The 15260-nt window shown below is 74.5% G+C and carries 11 protein-coding genes; 8 read left to right on the top strand and 3 right to left on the bottom strand.

Annotation, left to right across the window (positions count from 1 at the left end):
- The first annotated feature begins 6 nt into the window (after window positions 1–6).
- Window positions 7–1653, top strand: a complete 1647-nt coding sequence (locus tag HCN08_RS17940) for a solute symporter family protein (protein WP_167984150.1) — start codon at window positions 7–9, stop codon at window positions 1651–1653.
- Window positions 1654–1688: 35 nt separating this feature from the next.
- On the opposite strand, the gene HCN08_RS17935 is transcribed toward HCN08_RS17940, so the two are convergent.
- Together HCN08_RS17935 and HCN08_RS17930 are read right to left on the bottom strand one after the other, a co-directional pair.
- Window positions 1689–2600 carry a sucrase ferredoxin gene (locus tag HCN08_RS17935; RefSeq protein WP_167984120.1) on the bottom strand — a complete coding sequence of 304 codons (912 nt, stop codon included), beginning with the start codon at window positions 2598–2600 and terminating at the stop codon, window positions 1689–1691.
- Window positions 2601–2774: 174 nt separating this feature from the next.
- Window positions 2775–5222 carry a DNA gyrase/topoisomerase IV subunit A gene (locus HCN08_RS17930; protein WP_167984119.1) on the bottom strand — a complete coding sequence of 816 codons (2448 nt, stop codon included), beginning with the start codon at window positions 5220–5222 and terminating at the stop codon, window positions 2775–2777.
- 289 nt (window positions 5223–5511) lie between these two features.
- Between HCN08_RS17930 and HCN08_RS17925 the strand changes: the two genes are divergently transcribed.
- From HCN08_RS17925 to HCN08_RS17915, 3 genes are all read left to right on the top strand, one after another.
- Complete coding sequence (locus HCN08_RS17925; RefSeq protein WP_167984118.1) at window positions 5512–6879, top strand: M16 family metallopeptidase; 1368 nt, start codon at window positions 5512–5514, stop codon at window positions 6877–6879.
- Between the two features lie 17 nt (window positions 6880–6896).
- The gene (locus tag HCN08_RS17920; RefSeq protein ID WP_206318925.1) at window positions 6897–8261 is read left to right on the top strand and encodes a M16 family metallopeptidase; all 1365 of its coding nucleotides are present in this window, start codon (window positions 6897–6899) and stop codon (window positions 8259–8261) included.
- A gap of 258 nt (window positions 8262–8519) precedes the next feature.
- Window positions 8520–9194 (top strand): GntR family transcriptional regulator, encoded by a 675-nt coding sequence (locus HCN08_RS17915; RefSeq protein WP_322974517.1) that lies wholly within the window; start codon window positions 8520–8522, stop codon window positions 9192–9194.
- A 174-nt stretch (window positions 9195–9368) separates the two neighbouring features.
- Here HCN08_RS17915 and HCN08_RS17910 read toward each other — a convergent pair whose 3' ends face one another.
- A complete protein-coding gene (locus HCN08_RS17910) occupies window positions 9369–9659 on the bottom strand; it encodes an HPr family phosphocarrier protein (protein WP_167984116.1) in 291 nt (96 codons plus the stop codon).
- A 153-nt stretch (window positions 9660–9812) separates the two neighbouring features.
- On the opposite strand from HCN08_RS17910, the gene HCN08_RS17905 reads away from it, so the two are divergent.
- The 4 genes from HCN08_RS17905 to HCN08_RS17890 all read left to right on the top strand — a co-directional run bounded on the left by HCN08_RS17905 (window position 9813) and on the right by HCN08_RS17890 (window position 15227).
- Window positions 9813–12611: a bifunctional acetate--CoA ligase family protein/GNAT family N-acetyltransferase gene (locus HCN08_RS17905; RefSeq protein WP_167984115.1), complete on the top strand. Its 2799-nt coding sequence runs from the start codon at window positions 9813–9815 to the stop codon at window positions 12609–12611.
- A 116-nt stretch (window positions 12612–12727) separates the two neighbouring features.
- On the top strand, window positions 12728–13312 hold the full coding sequence (locus HCN08_RS17900; RefSeq protein WP_167984114.1) for a DUF5998 family protein: 585 nt from the start codon (window positions 12728–12730) through the stop codon (window positions 13310–13312).
- A complete protein-coding gene (locus tag HCN08_RS17895; RefSeq protein ID WP_167984113.1) occupies window positions 13312–14508 on the top strand; it encodes an alkaline phosphatase family protein in 1197 nt (398 codons plus the stop codon). The genes HCN08_RS17900 and HCN08_RS17895 overlap by 1 nt, the downstream gene beginning before the upstream one ends.
- A gap of 71 nt (window positions 14509–14579) precedes the next feature.
- On the top strand, window positions 14580–15227 hold the full coding sequence (locus HCN08_RS17890; RefSeq protein ID WP_167984112.1) for a thymidine kinase: 648 nt from the start codon (window positions 14580–14582) through the stop codon (window positions 15225–15227).
- The last annotated feature ends 33 nt before the right edge of the window (window positions 15228–15260 follow it).

Here is a 15260-nt window from a genome sequence, read left to right as displayed (position 1 = left end):
GGGCGGATGGCGGCGGGGGTGTATCTGGCGGATTCGGCGGGGGAGCACCAGGGCCTGGCCGTGGTGCTGTTCACGGTGTTCGTGACGGTGACACTGGTGATCACCGCGTGGGCGGGGCGGCGGCGCAGCTCGTCGGTGGAGTTCTTCGCCGGCGGGCGGATGTTCAGCCCGATGGAGAACGGCTTCGCCATCTCCGGCGACTACATGTCGGCGGCGTCCTTCCTCGGCATCTCGGGGCTGATCGCGCTGTACGGCTACGACGGGCTGCTGTATTCGGTGGGCTTCCTGGTCGCCTGGCTCGTGGTGCTCATGCTGGTGGCCGAGCTGGTGCGCAACTGCGGGCGCTACACCCTGGCGGACGTGCTGTCGGCCAGGATGCGGCAGCGGCCGGTGCGGATCGCGGCGGGGACGTCGTCGGTCGTGGTGTCGGTGCTGTACCTGGTGGCGCAGATGGTCGGCGCCGGCAGCCTGGTCGGGCTGCTGCTCGGCGGGGAGAGCACGGCGGCGCGCACCTGGGCGGTGATCGGCGTCGGCGCGCTGATGGTCTTCTATGTGACCTTCGGCGGGATGCGGGCCACCACCTGGATCCAGATCGTCAAGACGGTGCTGCTGATGGGCGGCACGATCCTGCTGACGGTGATGGTGCTGTGGCGCTTCCACGGCAACGTCGACGACCTGCTGCGGTCCGCGGCCGGCGGCAGCGGGCACGGGGACGCGTTCCTGGCGCCCGGCCTGAAATACGGCGGGGGCTGGACGTCACGGCTGGACTTCATCAGCCTGGGCCTGGCGCTGGTGCTCGGCACGGCGGGCCTGCCGCACATCCTGACGCGCTTCTTCACCGTGCCGACCGCGCGCTCGGCACGGCAGTCGGCGGTGTGGGCGATCGGGCTGATCGGGGCGTTCTACCTGATGACGATCGTGCTGGGCTTCGGCGCGGCGGCCGTGGTCGGATCGGACACCGTGCGCGGGTCCAACGCCGCGGGGAACACCGCGGTGCCGCTGCTGGCCGAGGCGCTGGGCGGCGGGGCGGGCACCACCGGCGGGACGGTGCTGTTCGCCGTCGTCGGCGCGGTGGCCTTCGCGACGATCCTCGCCGTGGTGGCCGGCATCACGCTGGCCTCGTCGGCGTCGGTGGCGCACGACCTGTACACCGCGCTGCGCCGCCCCTCGGGCCGGCACGGCAGGCGCGAGCCGCAGGACGCGATGGAGCAGGACGAGGTGCGGATCGCCCGGTTCGCCGCGGTGGGCATCGGGGCCGCGGCCATCGCGCTGAGCCTGCTCGCCCAGGACCAGAACATCGCCTTCCTGGTGGGCCTGGCCTTCGCGGTGGCGGCCTCGGCGAACCTGCCGGCGCTGCTGTACTCGCTGTTCTGGCGGCGCTTCACCACCCGCGGGTCGGTGTGGGCGGTTTACGGCGGGCTGGTGCCCGCGCTGCTGCTGGTGGTGCTCTCGCCGGTGGTGTCGGGGCGGCCGGACGCGCTGTTCCCCGGGGTGGACTTCCATGTCTTCCCGCTGGAGAACCCGGGCCTGATCTCCATCCCGACCGGCTTCCTCGCCGGCTGGCTCGGCACGGTGCTCTCGCCGGAGCCCGCCGACCCGCAGCGGTTCGCCGAGACGGAGGTGCGGTCGCTGACCGGGGCCGGCGCGGTGTGACCGCCCGGCGGCCGGCGGGCTGCGCCAGGAGCCGGTCAGGCCGCCGGGGTGACCCGGTCCGCCGTCATGCGGGCCGGAGTGCCGAGCGGCGCGCCGCAGCTCTCCGGGCGGGGCGGCTCGCAGGCCGTACGGGACACCTCGACGTCCCAGGCCCGGCCGTCGAGGTGGGCGACCCGGACCGTCCAGCGGCCGGGGCCGTCCTGCGTCGTGCCGGCGACGTTCAGCGCGCCCTCCCGGTCCTCCCCGGAGCGGGCGCGTACGGCGAGGTCGGCGGCCTGCTGCGGGCGGTCCCAGTACGACCGGCCGCGGCAGCCGTCCGGCACGATCCGGCCGGTGCGCGCCGCCTCCAGCACCTCCTTGGCCAGCCGCGTGTCGACCCGGCCGTAGGCGTAGCCGAAGGGCAGGACGACCATGGTCGGGGCGAAGCGGTGTCCGCCCAGGTGGGTGACCTCCCAGGCGTCCGCGCCGCCGGATGCGGCCAGGGCCGCGGCGAGCGGGCGGCCCTGCACCGCGCAGCAGCGGTCCCGGCGGCCGTTGGTGCACACCAGCGCCAGCGGCGGGCCCACGTGCGCGGCGCCGAAACCGTCGTGCGCGCCCGCGCCCAGCCCCGCGAAGTCCAGCTCCGTCAGCGCCGCCGGATCGGCGACCGTGTCCGTGCGCACCCATGAGTCGCCCGGCGCGGTGTGCGCGACGAACACCCGGCGCCGGGCCGCCGAGGCGTGCAGGTCGGCATGCCGCCCGGGCCGGCGGATCAGCGCGACCCGCACCCCGGTGCCGCCCGCCCGCCGGTCCAGCTCCCGGCCGACGGCCGGGTCGAGATGGCTCGCCGTCAGCGCCTTCGCGCCCCACGGCCCCGGCTGCTCGACCAGCAGCCAGGTGGTGGCGGTGGCCGCCGTGGCGCCCACGGGTTCGCCGAGCTCCGCCGACGCGGACGTACACGTACTCACCCGGCGAGCCTAGCCGCCGGCGGCCCCGCGGCCGGCCAGGCCCCCGCCGACCGGCCGTCAGAACGCCAGGACGTCAGGACGTCAGGCCGGCCGTCAGAACGCCAGAGCGTCACGCCCGCCGGCCGGGCACCCCCCCCCGCGGGCCGCGGCTCACACCGCGCGTGCCGCCACCGCTCACACCGGGCCGGCCACCACCGCGACCGCCTTGGCCAGCGGCACGCCCGAGCCGTCCCGGCGCGGGTCCTTCGGCGGCAGCTCCGCGGGCGAGCCGCTCGCGGTGGCCGCGCGGGCCGGCGCGGCGCCCGCCCAGGCCAGCATCAGCCCCGACTCGCCCCGCAGGAACCGCTGGCAGCGCACCCCGCCGGTCGCCCGGCCCTTGCGCGGGAACTGCTCGAACGGAGTGAGCTTGGCCGTGCCCTCGCCGTCCCCGTCCAGCGTGCCCTCACCGCGCGCCACGGTGAAGACCACCGCGTCGACCGCCGGGTCCACCGCGGTGAAGGAGATCACCTTGGCCCCGTCGGTGAGCTTGATGCCCGCCATACCGCCGGCCGGGCGGCCCTGCGGGCGCACCTGGCCGGCCGGGTAGCGCAGCAGCTGGGCGTCGTCGGTGATGAAGACCAGGTCCTCCTCGCCGGTGCGCAGCTCCACCGCGCCCACGACCCGGTCGCCCTCCTTGAGCGCGATGACCTCCAGGTCGTCCTTGTTCGCCGGGTAGTCCGGCACCACCCGCTTGACCACGCCCTGCTCGGTGCCGAGTGCGAGCCCGGGCGAGGACTCGTCCAGCGTCGTCAGGCACAGCACCCGCTCGTCGTCCTCCAGCGACACGAACTCCGCCAGCGGCGCGCCCCCCGCCAGCGTCAGCGGCCCGGCCGCCTCCGGCAGGATCGGCAGGTCGATCACCGTCAGCCGCAGCAGCCGGCCGTGCGAGGTGACCGCCCCGATGTCGGCGCGGGCCGTGGTCGGCACCGCCGAGACGATCACGTCGTGCTTGGCGCGCTTGCCGCCCCCGTCACCGACCCCGTCCCCGGTCGCGGTGCGGGCCAGCAGCCCCGTGGAGGACAGCAGCACCCGGCACGGGTCGTCGGCGACCTCCAGCGGCACCGCCGTCACCGGCGTGTCCGCCGACTCCAGCAGCAGCGTGCGGCGCTCGGTGCCGTACTGCTTGGCGACGGCCGCCAGCTCCGCCGACACCATCTTGCGCAGCTCCGCGTCCGACTCCAGGACCCGGGTGAGCTCGGCGATCTCCGCGTTCAGCCGGTCGCGCTCGGACTCCAGCTCGATCCGGTCGAAGCGGGTCAGCCGGCGCAGCGGGGTGTCCAGGATGTACTGCGTCTGGATGTCGGACAGGCCGAAGCGCTCGATCAGCCGCTCCTTGGCCTGCGCCGCGTTGTCGCTGGAGCGGATGAGCGCGATGACCTCGTCGATGTCGACCAGCGCGATCAGCAGGCCCTCCACCAGGTGCAGCCGGTCGCGCCGCTTGGTGCGGCGGAACTCGCTGCGCCGCCGCACCACCTCGAAGCGGTGGTCGACATAGACCTGGAGCAGCTCGCGCAGGCCCAGCGTGAGCGGCTGGCCGTCGACCAGCGCCACGTTGTTGATGCCGAAAGAATCCTCCATCGGCGTGAGCTTGTAGAGCTGTTCGAGGACGGCCTCGGGGTTGAAGCCGTTCTTGATCTCGATGACCAGCCGCAGCCCGTGCTCGCGGTCGGTGAGGTCCTTGACGTCGGCGATGCCCTGGAGCTTCTTCGCGCCGACCATGTCCTTGATCTTGGCGATGACCTTCTCGGGCCCGACGTTGAACGGCAGTTCGGTGACCACCAGGCCCTTGCGGCGCGCGGTGACGTCCTCCACCCGCACCGTCGCCCGCATCCGGAACGTGCCGCGGCCGGTCTCGTACGCGTCCCTGATGCCGCTCAGGCCGATGATCCGGCCGCCGGTGGGCAGGTCGGGGCCCGGGACGTGCCGCATCAGCGCGTCCAGGTCCGCGTTCGGATACCGGATCAGATGCCGGGCCGCCGCGACGACCTCGCCCAGGTTGTGCGGCGGCATGTTCGTCGCCATCCCGACCGCGATCCCGGACGAGCCGTTGACCAGCAGGTTCGGATACGCCGCCGGCAGGACGCCGGGCTCCTGCTCCTGGCCGTCGTAGTTGGGGTTGAAGTCGACGGTGTCCTCGTCGATCGACTCCACCATCAGCTGCGCCGGGCCCGACATCCGGGCCTCGGTGTACCGCATCGCGGCCGGCATGTCGTCCAGCGAGCCGAAGTTGCCGTGCCCGTCGACCAGCGGCAGGCGCTGGGAGAACGGCTGCGCCATACGCACCATGGCGTCGTAGATGGACGCGTCGCCGTGCGGGTGCAGCTTGCCCATCACCTCGCCGACGACCCGGGCGCACTTGACGAAGCCGCGGTCCGGGCGCAGGCCCATCTCGTTCATCTGGTAGACGATGCGGCGGTGCACCGGCTTCATGCCGTCCCGGGCGTCCGGCAGGGCACGCGCATAGATGACCGAGTAGGCGTACTCAAGATACGACGCCTGCATCTCGTCCACGACGTCGATGTCGAGGATGCGCTCCTCGAAACCGTCGTCGGGCGGCGGGGTCTTCGTCGTGCGGCGGGCCATCTCGGCGGCGCTCCTTCGTCTGGTTGATCCGGTCGGCGGACCGGACGGCCGTTCGGCGGGAACGGTGGACTGACGCGGACCATTGTGGACCGCCCCGCTGACATCGCCGACCACGACCCGTCGCGAGCCCGGCCCGCGACCGCCGCGGGACACGCCCGCGGCCCGGCACGAGCACGCCCGCGACCGGGAACTTCACCGCCCGCGCACTCGCTTGCCTAGAGTGGCAGCACTCTACGCAGTGAGCAGCAGTGAGCAGTCACCTGCACGCGACCGGAAGGACAGCTTGCCCATGGGTCACACGGCCACACCGGAGGCACACTCCAGCGGCCTGACAGCCACCGAGCACCGCCTGGCGAACGGCCTGCGGGTGGTGCTCTCCGAGGACCACCTCACCCCGGTCGCGGCCGTCTGCCTCTGGTACGACGTCGGTTCGCGCCACGAGGTCAAGGGGCGCACCGGTCTCGCCCACCTCTTCGAGCACCTGATGTTCCAGGGCTCGGCGAGCGTCAAGGGCAACGGCCACTTCGAGCTGGTCCAGGGCGCGGGCGGCTCGCTCAACGGCACCACCAGCTTCGAGCGCACCAACTACTTCGAGACGATGCCCGCCCACCAGCTGGAACTGGCCCTGTGGCTGGAGGCCGACCGGATGGGCAGCCTGCTGACCGCGCTGGACCAGGAGAGCCTGGACAACCAGCGCGACGTGGTGAAGAACGAGCGCCGCCAGCGGTACGACAACGTGCCCTACGGCACCGCCTTCGAGCGGCTGACCGCGCTCGCCTACCCCGACGGCCACCCGTACCACCACACCCCGATCGGCTCGATGGCCGACCTGGACGCGGCCTCCCTGGAGGACGCCCGGGCGTTCTTCCGCACCTACTACGCGCCCGGCAACGCGGTCCTGGCCGTCGTCGGCGACATCGACCCGCAGCAGACGCTGGCCTGGGTGGAGAAGTACTTCGGCACCATCCCGGCGCACGACGGCAAGCCCGCGCCGCGCGACGGCTCGCTGCCCGAGGTGATCGGCGGCGAACTGCGCGAGGTCGTCGAGGAGGACGTGCCCTCGCGGGCCCTGATGGCCGCCTACCGGCTGCCCGAGGACGGCTCTCGTGCGGGTGATGCCGCGGACCTGGCGCTGACGGTGCTGGGCGGCGGCGAGTCCTCCCGGCTGCACAACCGGCTGGTGCGCCGCGACCGCAGCGCCGTCACCGCCGGGTTCGGCCTGCTGCGGCTGGCCGGCGCGCCCTCGCTCGGCTGGCTGGACGTCAAGGCGTCCAGCGGCGTGGAGCTGAGCGCGATCGAGGCCGCCGTCGACGACGAGCTGGCCCGGTTCGCCGCCGAGGGCCCGACGCCGGAGGAGATGGAGCGCGCCCAGGCGCAGTTGGAGCGCGAATGGCTGGACCGGCTGGCCACGGTCGCCGGCCGCGCCGACGAACTGTGCCGCTTCGCCGTGCTGTTCGGCGACCCGCAGCTGGCGCTGACCGCGGTCCGGCGCGTGCTGTCGGTCACCCCCGAGGAGGTCCGGGCGGTCGCCGCGGCGCGGCTGCGGCCCGACAACCGGGCGGTGCTGCTGTACGAGCCCACCGGCGGCGGGCAGGGCGCCGAGGTGGACGAGGCCGGCGAGGACGACGACCAGGACCAGGAAGGGGACGAGCTGTGAGCGACATCGCCGCCGTCATGACGTTCCACCCGCAGCCGCAGGCCGGCGCCCCCAAGCCGTGGGCCTTCCCGGCCCCGGAGCGCGGCGCGCTCGGCAACGGGCTGACCGTGCTGACCTGCCACCGCCCCGGGCAGCAGATCGTCGCCGTCGAGGTGCTGCTGGCCGCGCCGCTGGACGCCGAGCCCGAGGGGCTGGACGGCGTCGGCACCATCATGGCCAGGGCGCTGTCGCAGGGCACCGACCAGCACACCGCCGAGGAGTTCGCCGCCGAGCTGGAGCGCTGCGGCGCCACCTTGGACGCGCACGCCGACCACCCGGGCGTCAGGGTCTCGCTCGAAGTGCCGGTCTCCCGGCTGGACCGGGCGCTGTCCCTGCTCGCGGAGGCGCTGCGCTCGCCGGCCTTCCCCGAGGACGAGGTCAAGCGCCTGGTCGCCAACCGGCTGGACGAGATCCCGCACGAGCTGGCCAACCCATCGCGGCGCGCCGCGATGGAGCTGTCCAAGGAGCTCTTCCCGGCCGAGCTGCGCTGCTCCCGGCCGCGGCAGGGCACCGAGGAGACCGTACGCACCATCGACGCGGCGGCGGTGCGCGCCTTCTACACCGCGCACGTACGGCCCGCGACCGCCACCGCGGTGGTCGTCGGCGACCTGACCGGCATCGACCTGCCGGCGCTGCTCGGCGACACCCTCGGCCGCTGGACCGGCTCGGCCGCGCAGCCGCGCCCGCGCCCGGCGATCACCTCCGACGACACCGCCCGGGTGGTCATCGTCGACCGGCCCGGCGCGGTGCAGACCCAGCTGCTCATCGGCCGCACCGGCGCCGACCGGCACGACCCGGTGTGGGCGGCGCAGGTCATCGGCACCTACTGCCTGGGCGGCACGCTCACCTCGCGCCTGGACCGGGTGCTGCGCGAGGAGAAGGGCTACACCTACGGCGTACGGGCCTTCACCCAGGTGCTGCTGGGCTCGGCGGACGGTACGGGCGCGGCGCTGCTGGCGATCAGCGGCTCGGTCGCCACCGACGTCACCGGGCCCGCGCTCGGCGACGCCTGGCAGGTCATCCGCACCCTCGCCGAGGGCGGCCTGACCGACGGCGAGCGCGATGTCGCCGTGCAGAACCTGGTCGGGGTCGCACCGCTGCGGTACGAGACCGCCGCCGCGGTTGCCGCGACGCTCACCGACCAGGTCGAGCAGCAGCTGCCCGACGACTTCCAGGCGGGCCTGTACGCGCGGCTCGCGGCCACCGGCACGGTCGAGGCGACCGCCGCCGCGGTCAGCGCCTTCCCGCTGGACCGCCTCGTGGTCGTCCTGGTCGGCGACGCCTCGGTGATCGCCGAGCCGGTCCGCGCCCTGGGCATCGGGCCGGTGCGCGTCACCGGCTGAGCTCCCCCGGCGGGCTTCCGAAGCACCCGCCCCCGCCGGGCGCGCACCACCCCGCCCCCGGCCGCCCCGGACCCCGGCGCACCCCCGTGTGCGCCGGGGTCCCGCGCATATCGGCGCCATTCCCCGGGCCTTCCCCGTGCCTTCGCCCGGCACTTCCCGGGCTCTTCCCCGGGCCGCATTCCCAATTCCCGGTGTGCTGGAATAGAGTCACTGCATTAAAACGGGGAAAGAACGGAGTCCTGCGATGCGGAATCGGACGTGAACGGGACGGAAGGCGCGGCCCGGCGTATCTCCGCCGAGGTCGTGTGTACGGCCATCCGCGACGACATCGTCGCCGGTTACTTCCCGCCCGGCAGCCGGCTGACCGAGGAACTGCTCGCGCAGCGCTACGGCGTCTCGCGGGTGCCGGTGCGCGAGGCCCTGCGCACGTTGGAGTCCGAGGGCTTCGTCCGCACCCGCAAGCACGCCGGCGCCTCGGTCGCCGAGCCCACCGAGCAGGAGGCCGCCGACCTGCTGGAGATACGCGGGCTGCTGGAGCCGCTGGGCACCGCAAGGGCCGCGCAGCGCCGCACGGACGCGCATCTGAAGGTGCTGCGCGGCCTGGTGCGGCTCGGCCAGGAGCGGGCGGTGCAGGGCCAGGTCTCCGACCTGCCCTCGCTCAGCGGCTGGTTCCACGAGACGCTGGCCCAGGCATCCGGCAGCCCCACGCTCGCCGCGCTGCTGATCCAGCTGCGGCACAAGATCTCCTGGGTGTACGCCGACGGCGGCGCGGCGCGGGCCGCCGAGGCGTGGGAGGAGCACGCGGCGATCGTGGACGCCGTCGCTCGCGGTGACGCCGAGCGGGCGCGCCGGCTGGCCGCGGTCCATGTCGAGCACGCCGCGGCCGTGAGAACCCTGAAACACCGTGTAAACGCGGGACGCCGCCGCAATTAACATCCGCACCGTATACAGGAGTCCCAGCGTCGGGAAATCGGCCCTGGTATTTCGTGCCGCGCTATTTCGGGACCCTTTTCCGGTGCGCGGTTTCCGGCATGCGGCACGGAAAAGCGGGCCCCGGCAATCCTGGCGGACTGCGGGACCCGCTCGGTCCGGCGGGGGCGTAAAGCCTCAGACGGTCTCGGGAAGTTCTTCCAGGCCCTCGGCGACCAGCTTCGCCAGCCGGTCCAGGGCCGCCTCGGCCTGCGTGGTGTCCTCGGCGGACGAGGCCAGCACGACCTCCTCGCCGCCCTTGGCGCCCAGGCTCAGCACCGCCAGCATGGAGGCGGCGTTGACCGGGTCGCCCCCTGCCCTGGCGATGGTCACCGGCACCCCGGCGGCGCTCGCCGCGCGGACGAAGATGGACGCCGGGCGGGCGTGCAGGCCCTCCGCCCAGCCGACGTTGACGCGGCGCTCAACCATGGTGTTGCCCCTCAGTGTGTGTGTCAGGTCGTGCATGTTGTCTAGACCATTTTTGCACGCCCTGAACGCTGCCCCGGCCCACCCGCCGGTGAACCAAGACTGCCGCCTGCGCCTGCCCGCCGCCAGACGGCCACGCCGCCTACGCTGGGAGCCATGACCGACCCGCACGACCCGGACACCGAGGCCCGGCCCTACCCCGTCCACTGGGAGGCCGACGTCGTGCTGCGGGACGGCGGCATCGCCCACATCCGGCCCATCGGCCCGGACGACGCCGGGCGGCTCGTCGACTTCTACGAGAAGGTCTCCGACGAGTCCAAGTACTACCGCTTCTTCGCGCCCTACCCCCGGCTGTCCGACCGGGACGTGCACCGCTTCACGCACCACGACTACGACGACCGCGTGGGCCTGGCCGCGACCGTCGGCGGCGAGTTCATCGCCACCGTCCGCTACGACCGCACCGACGAGCACGGCCGCGCCGCCTCCGGCCCGGCCGGCACCACCGCCGAGGTCGCCTTCCTGGTCCAGGACGCCCACCAGGGCCGCGGTGTCGCCTCCGCGCTGCTGGAACACATCGCCGCCGTCGCCCGCGAACGCGGCATCCTGCACTTCACCGCCGATGTGCTGCCGGCCAACGCCAAGATGGTCAAGGTCTTCACCGACGCCGGCTACACCCAGCGCCGCAGCTTCGCCGACGGCGTCGTCCACCTCGACCTCGACCTGGAGCCCACCGCCGCGTCCGTGCAGGTCATGCGGTCGCGCGAGCACCGCGCCGAGGCCCGCTCCATGCAGCGCCTGCTGCGCCCGCGGTCCGTCGCCGTCATCGGCACCGGCCGCCGGCCCGGCGGCGTCGGCCGCGCCCTGCTGCGCAACATCGCCGCGGGCGGCTTCACCGGGCAGCTGTTCGCCGTCAACCGCTCCTTCGCGCCCGGCACCGCACTCGACGGCGTGCCCGGCTTCCGCTCCGTGCGGGAGATCACCGACGCCGGGCACAGCGTGGACCTCGCGGTCGTCGCGGTACCCGCCGAGCACGTCCCGCAGGCCGTCGACGACTGCGGCGAGGCGGGCGTACGCGGCCTGGTCGTGGTCGCCGCCGGCTACTCCGAGACCGGCCCCGAGGGCCGCGAGCGGCAGCGCGAGCTCGTCCGGCAGGCCCGCGGCCACGGCATGCGGCTCATCGGGCCCAACGCCTTCGGCGTGCTCAACACCTCGCCCGCCGTCCGGCTCAACGCCTCGCTCTCACCCGGCATGCCGCACCACGGGCGGCTCGGCCTGTTCACCCAGTCCGGCTCGATCGGCATCGCCCTGCTGTCCGGGCTGCACCGGCGCGGCACCGGCCCGGCCACCTTCGTCTCGGCCGGCAACCGCGCCGACGTCTCCGGCAACGACCTGCTCCAGTTCTGGCAGGACGACCCCGACACCGACGCCGTCCTGATGTACCTGGAGTCGTTCGGCAACCCCCGCAAGTTCACCCGGCTCGCCCGCAGGACCGCCGCCGCCAAGCCCGTCGTGGTCGTCAAGGGCGCCCTGCACAGCGGCTCGGTCCCGGCCGGCCACGCCGTGCCCGTCACCCGCATCCCCGACAGCACCGTCAGCGCGCTGTTCCGGCAGGCCGGTGTCATCCGCGTCGACACCGTCACCGAACTCCTGGACACCGGGCTGTTCCTGGCCCTCCAGCCGCTGCCGGCCGGCGACCGGATCGCGGTGCTCGGCAACTCCGAGTCCCTGGGCCTGCTCACCTACGACGCCGCCCTCACCGCGGGCCTGCGCCCCGCCGCCCCCCTGGACCTCACCACCTCCGCGACCCCCGCCGACTTCGCCGCCGCCCTCACCACCGCGCTCGCCGACCCGGCGACCGACGCGGTCGTGGTCACCGCCATCCCCCGGGTCACCTCCGACGCCCCGGACCCCGCGGCGGGGCCGAACGGCGGTTTCGGCGGCGAGAGCGCCCCCGGAGAAGGCGACGACCCCGCGCTCGCCGACGCGCTGCGCCGGGCCGCCGCCACCGGCACCAAGCCCGTCACCGTCGTCCACCTCGCGCTGGACGCGTTCGCCGACCGCCTCGTCGCCCCCGGGGCGCCCGGCGCCCGCATCCCCGCCTACCGGGCGCCCGACCGCGCCGTCCACTCGCTCGCCGAGGCCGCCGGATACGCCCGCTGGCGGGCGAGCTCCGCCGACCCGGGACGCGTACCGGAGTACGACGACATCCAGGAGGCCGCCGCGGCCGAGGACGTACGCTGCCTGCTGCCGCCCGGTTCACCGCCCGAGGGTGTCACCCTCTCCGACGAGGACGCGGCCGGGCTGCTCGCCCGCTACGGCATCACCGTCCCCGCCGCGCTGCCCGCGCCCGACGCGGACGCCGCCGCCGTCGCCGCGACCGCCATCGGCTACCCGGTCGCCCTGAAGACCACCGCCCCGCACCTGCGGCACCGCCCCGACCTCGGCGCGGTCCGGCTCGACCTCGCCGACGAGGGCGACCTGCGGCGCGCCTACGCCGAGCTGACCGCCCGGCTCGGCGGGCCGGCCGAACTGCGCCCCGTCGTCCAGGCGATGGCCCCGCGTGGCGTCGACACGGTCGTACGGGCCGGCGTCGACCCGGCCGCGGGCGCGGTGCTCTCCTTCGGCCTGGCCGGGCCCGCCTCCGAGCTGCTGGGCGACCTCGCGCACCGGCTGGTGCCCGCCACCGACCGGGACGCCGCCGAACTGGTCCGCGGCATCCGCGCCGCCCCGCTGCTCTTCGGCTGGCGCGGCGCGGAACCCGTCGACACCCGGGCGCTGGAGGAGCTGCTGCTGCGGGTGTCGATGCTGGCCGACGACCTCCCCGAGGTCGTCGCCGTCGTCCTGGACCCGGTGGTGGTGGCCCCGCGCGGCCTGACCGTGCTGAGCGCCCGGGTCCGGCTCGCCCCGCCGCCGGCCCGCACCGACCTCGGGCCGCGCGCCCTGTCGTCGTTCTGAGCCGCCGCCCCGGGTCCCGTCCTGCGTCGCCGCCCCGGGCACGCCGCCGCGGGCGCACCGGCGGCCCCGCTGCATCCTCCGCGGCGACCCCGGGCAGACCCCCTAGGATGGTGGGCATGGCGAAGACCGGGATCTCGGTGCAGGGACTGCGTACGGCGATCGAGCGCAGCGGGTACTATCCGGCGCTCGTGTCCGAGGCGGTGGAGGCGGCCGTCGGGCAGGAGCCCGTCACGTCGTACCTGGTGCACCAGGAGACCACCTTCGACGCCAACGAGGTCCGCCGGCACGTCACCGTCCTGGTGCTCACCGAGAGCCGCTTCATCGTCAGCCACACCGACGAGCAGGCCGACGACGACTCCTCGCCGACCCCCTACGCCACGACCTCGACGGAGTCGGTCAAGATCGGCCGGATCTCCTCGGTCGTGGTGAGCCGGGTGGTCGCCAACCCCGAGTCGTACACCCCGGGCACGCTGCCGCGCGAGGTCGTGCTGACCATCGGCTGGGGCGCGGTGTCCCGGATCGACCTGGAGCCCGCCGCGTGCGGCGACCCCAACTGCGAGGCCGACCACGGCTACACCGGCTCCTCCACCGCCGACGACCTGTCGCTGCGGGTCAGCGAGGCGGGCGACGGGCCGGACACCGTACGCCAGGCGCTGGCCTTCGCCCAGGCGCTGTCCGAGGCCACCGCGGCCGTCGCCTGATGGCCCAGCCCGTCCACGACAGCGCCGGCCGGCCCGTACCGCTCGACCCACACACCGCCCCCGTGCCCGCCTACGGGCAGGCGTCGCTCAGCGATGTGCTCCCCGCCGCCCTCGCCGGCTTCGGCATCCCCGGCCTGCCCCCGACCGGCCTGGAGCTCGCGCCCGCCGACCGGGTGTGCGTCTTCCTCGTCGACGGGCTCGGCTGGGAGCTGATCACCCGGCACCCGGACGAGGCCCCGTTCCTCACCTCGCTGCTCGGCAGTTCGCTGGGCGGCACCGGGCGCCCGCTCACCGCCGGCTTCCCCGCGACCACCGCGACCTCGCTCGCCTCGGTCGGCACCGGCCTGCCGCCCGGCGTGCACGGCCTGCCCGGCTACACCGCGCTCAACCCGGCCACCGGCGAGCTGATGAACCAGCTGCGCTGGACGCCCTGGACCGCGCCCGCGGTGTGGCAGCCGCACCCCACCGTCTTCGCGCTCGCGGACGCCGCGGGCGTCGCCACCTGCCAGGTGTCCTCGCCGACCTTCGCGCAGACGCCGCTGACGAAGGTCGCCCTGTCCGGCGGCTCGTTCCTCGGCCGGCTCACCGGCGAGGAGCGGATGGACCTGGCCGCCGAGCGGCTCGGCGCCGCCGGCCGCTCGCTGGTGTACACGTACTACAGCGAGGTGGACGGCATGGGCCACCGCCACGGCGTGGACTCCGACGCCTGGCGCGGGCAGCTGATGCTGGTCGACCGGCTCGCGCAGCGGCTCGCCGACCGGCTGCCGCCGCGCTCGGTCCTCTACGTCACCGCCGACCACGGCATGATCGACGTGCCCTTCGACGAGGAGTCGCGGATCGACTTCGACGAGGACTGGGAGCTGCGCGCCGGGGTCGCCGTCCTCGGCGGCGAGGGCCGGGCCCGGCATCTGTACGCGGTACCGGGCGCCGCAGCCGACGTGCTCGCGGTGTGGCGCGAGGTGCTGGGCGACCGGATGTGGGTGGCGAGCCGCGACGAGGCGGTGGCGGCGGGCTGGTTCGGGCCGGCCGTCGAGCCGCGGGTGCTCGGCCGGATCGGCGACGTGGTCGCCGTCGCCCGCGACGACATCGCCGTCGTGGCCCACCGCACCGAGCCGGGGGAGTCCAGGATGACCGGCCTGCACGGCTCGATGGCCGCCGTCGAACAGCTCGTGCCGCTGCTGGAAGTGCGCACCTGACGCCTGTCCCGCCCCCCCCCGCAAACGATCCCAGCCGTCCCGTCCCCGTCCGAAAGGCCGCCGTCCCACCCATGCCCGAGCTGGTCTTCTTCTCCGGAACGATGGACTGCGGCAAGAGCACGCTCGCCCTGCAGATCGTCCACAACCGCGCCTCCCGCGGCCTGCGGGCGGTGATCTTCACCAAGGACGACCGGGCCGGCGAGGGCAAGCTGTCCTCGCGGCTGGGCCTGGTCACCGACGCCACCGAGGTCACCGCCGGCATGGACCTGTACGCGCATCTGGTCGGCCTGATAAGCCGCGGCGGCCGGGTGGACTTCACGGTCGTGGACGAGGCGCAGTTCCTCGCGCCGGAGCAGATCGACCAGCTCGCCCGCGCGGTCGACGAGCTGGAGATGGACGTCTACGCCTTCGGCATCACCACCGACTTCCGCACCCGGCTCTTCCCCGGCTCCCAGCGCCTCATCGAACTCGCCGACCGCGTCCAGGCGTTGCAGGTCGAGGCGCTGTGCTGGTGCGGCGCCCGCGCCACCCACAACGCCCGTACCGTCGGCGGCCAGATGGTCGTGGAGGGCGCGCAGGTGGTCGTCGGGGACGTCGACCAGGCCGCGGAGATCGGCTACGAGGTGCTGTGCCGCCGCCACCACCGGCGCCGGATGACGGCCGCCTCGGCGGGCGCGGCGGCGCTGTCCCCGGACGTCCTACCGGTGCCGCCGGCCTGACCCGGCCGACGGCGAAGACCCGGGCGATCCGCA

Origin of the sequence: Actinacidiphila epipremni (assembly GCF_012034175.1) — a bacterium.
Taxonomy (GTDB): Bacteria; Actinomycetota; Actinomycetes; order Streptomycetales; family Streptomycetaceae; genus Actinacidiphila; species Actinacidiphila epipremni.
Note: the sequence above shows the minus strand (reverse complement) of the source record. Positions and strands in the feature narration are given on the sequence as shown.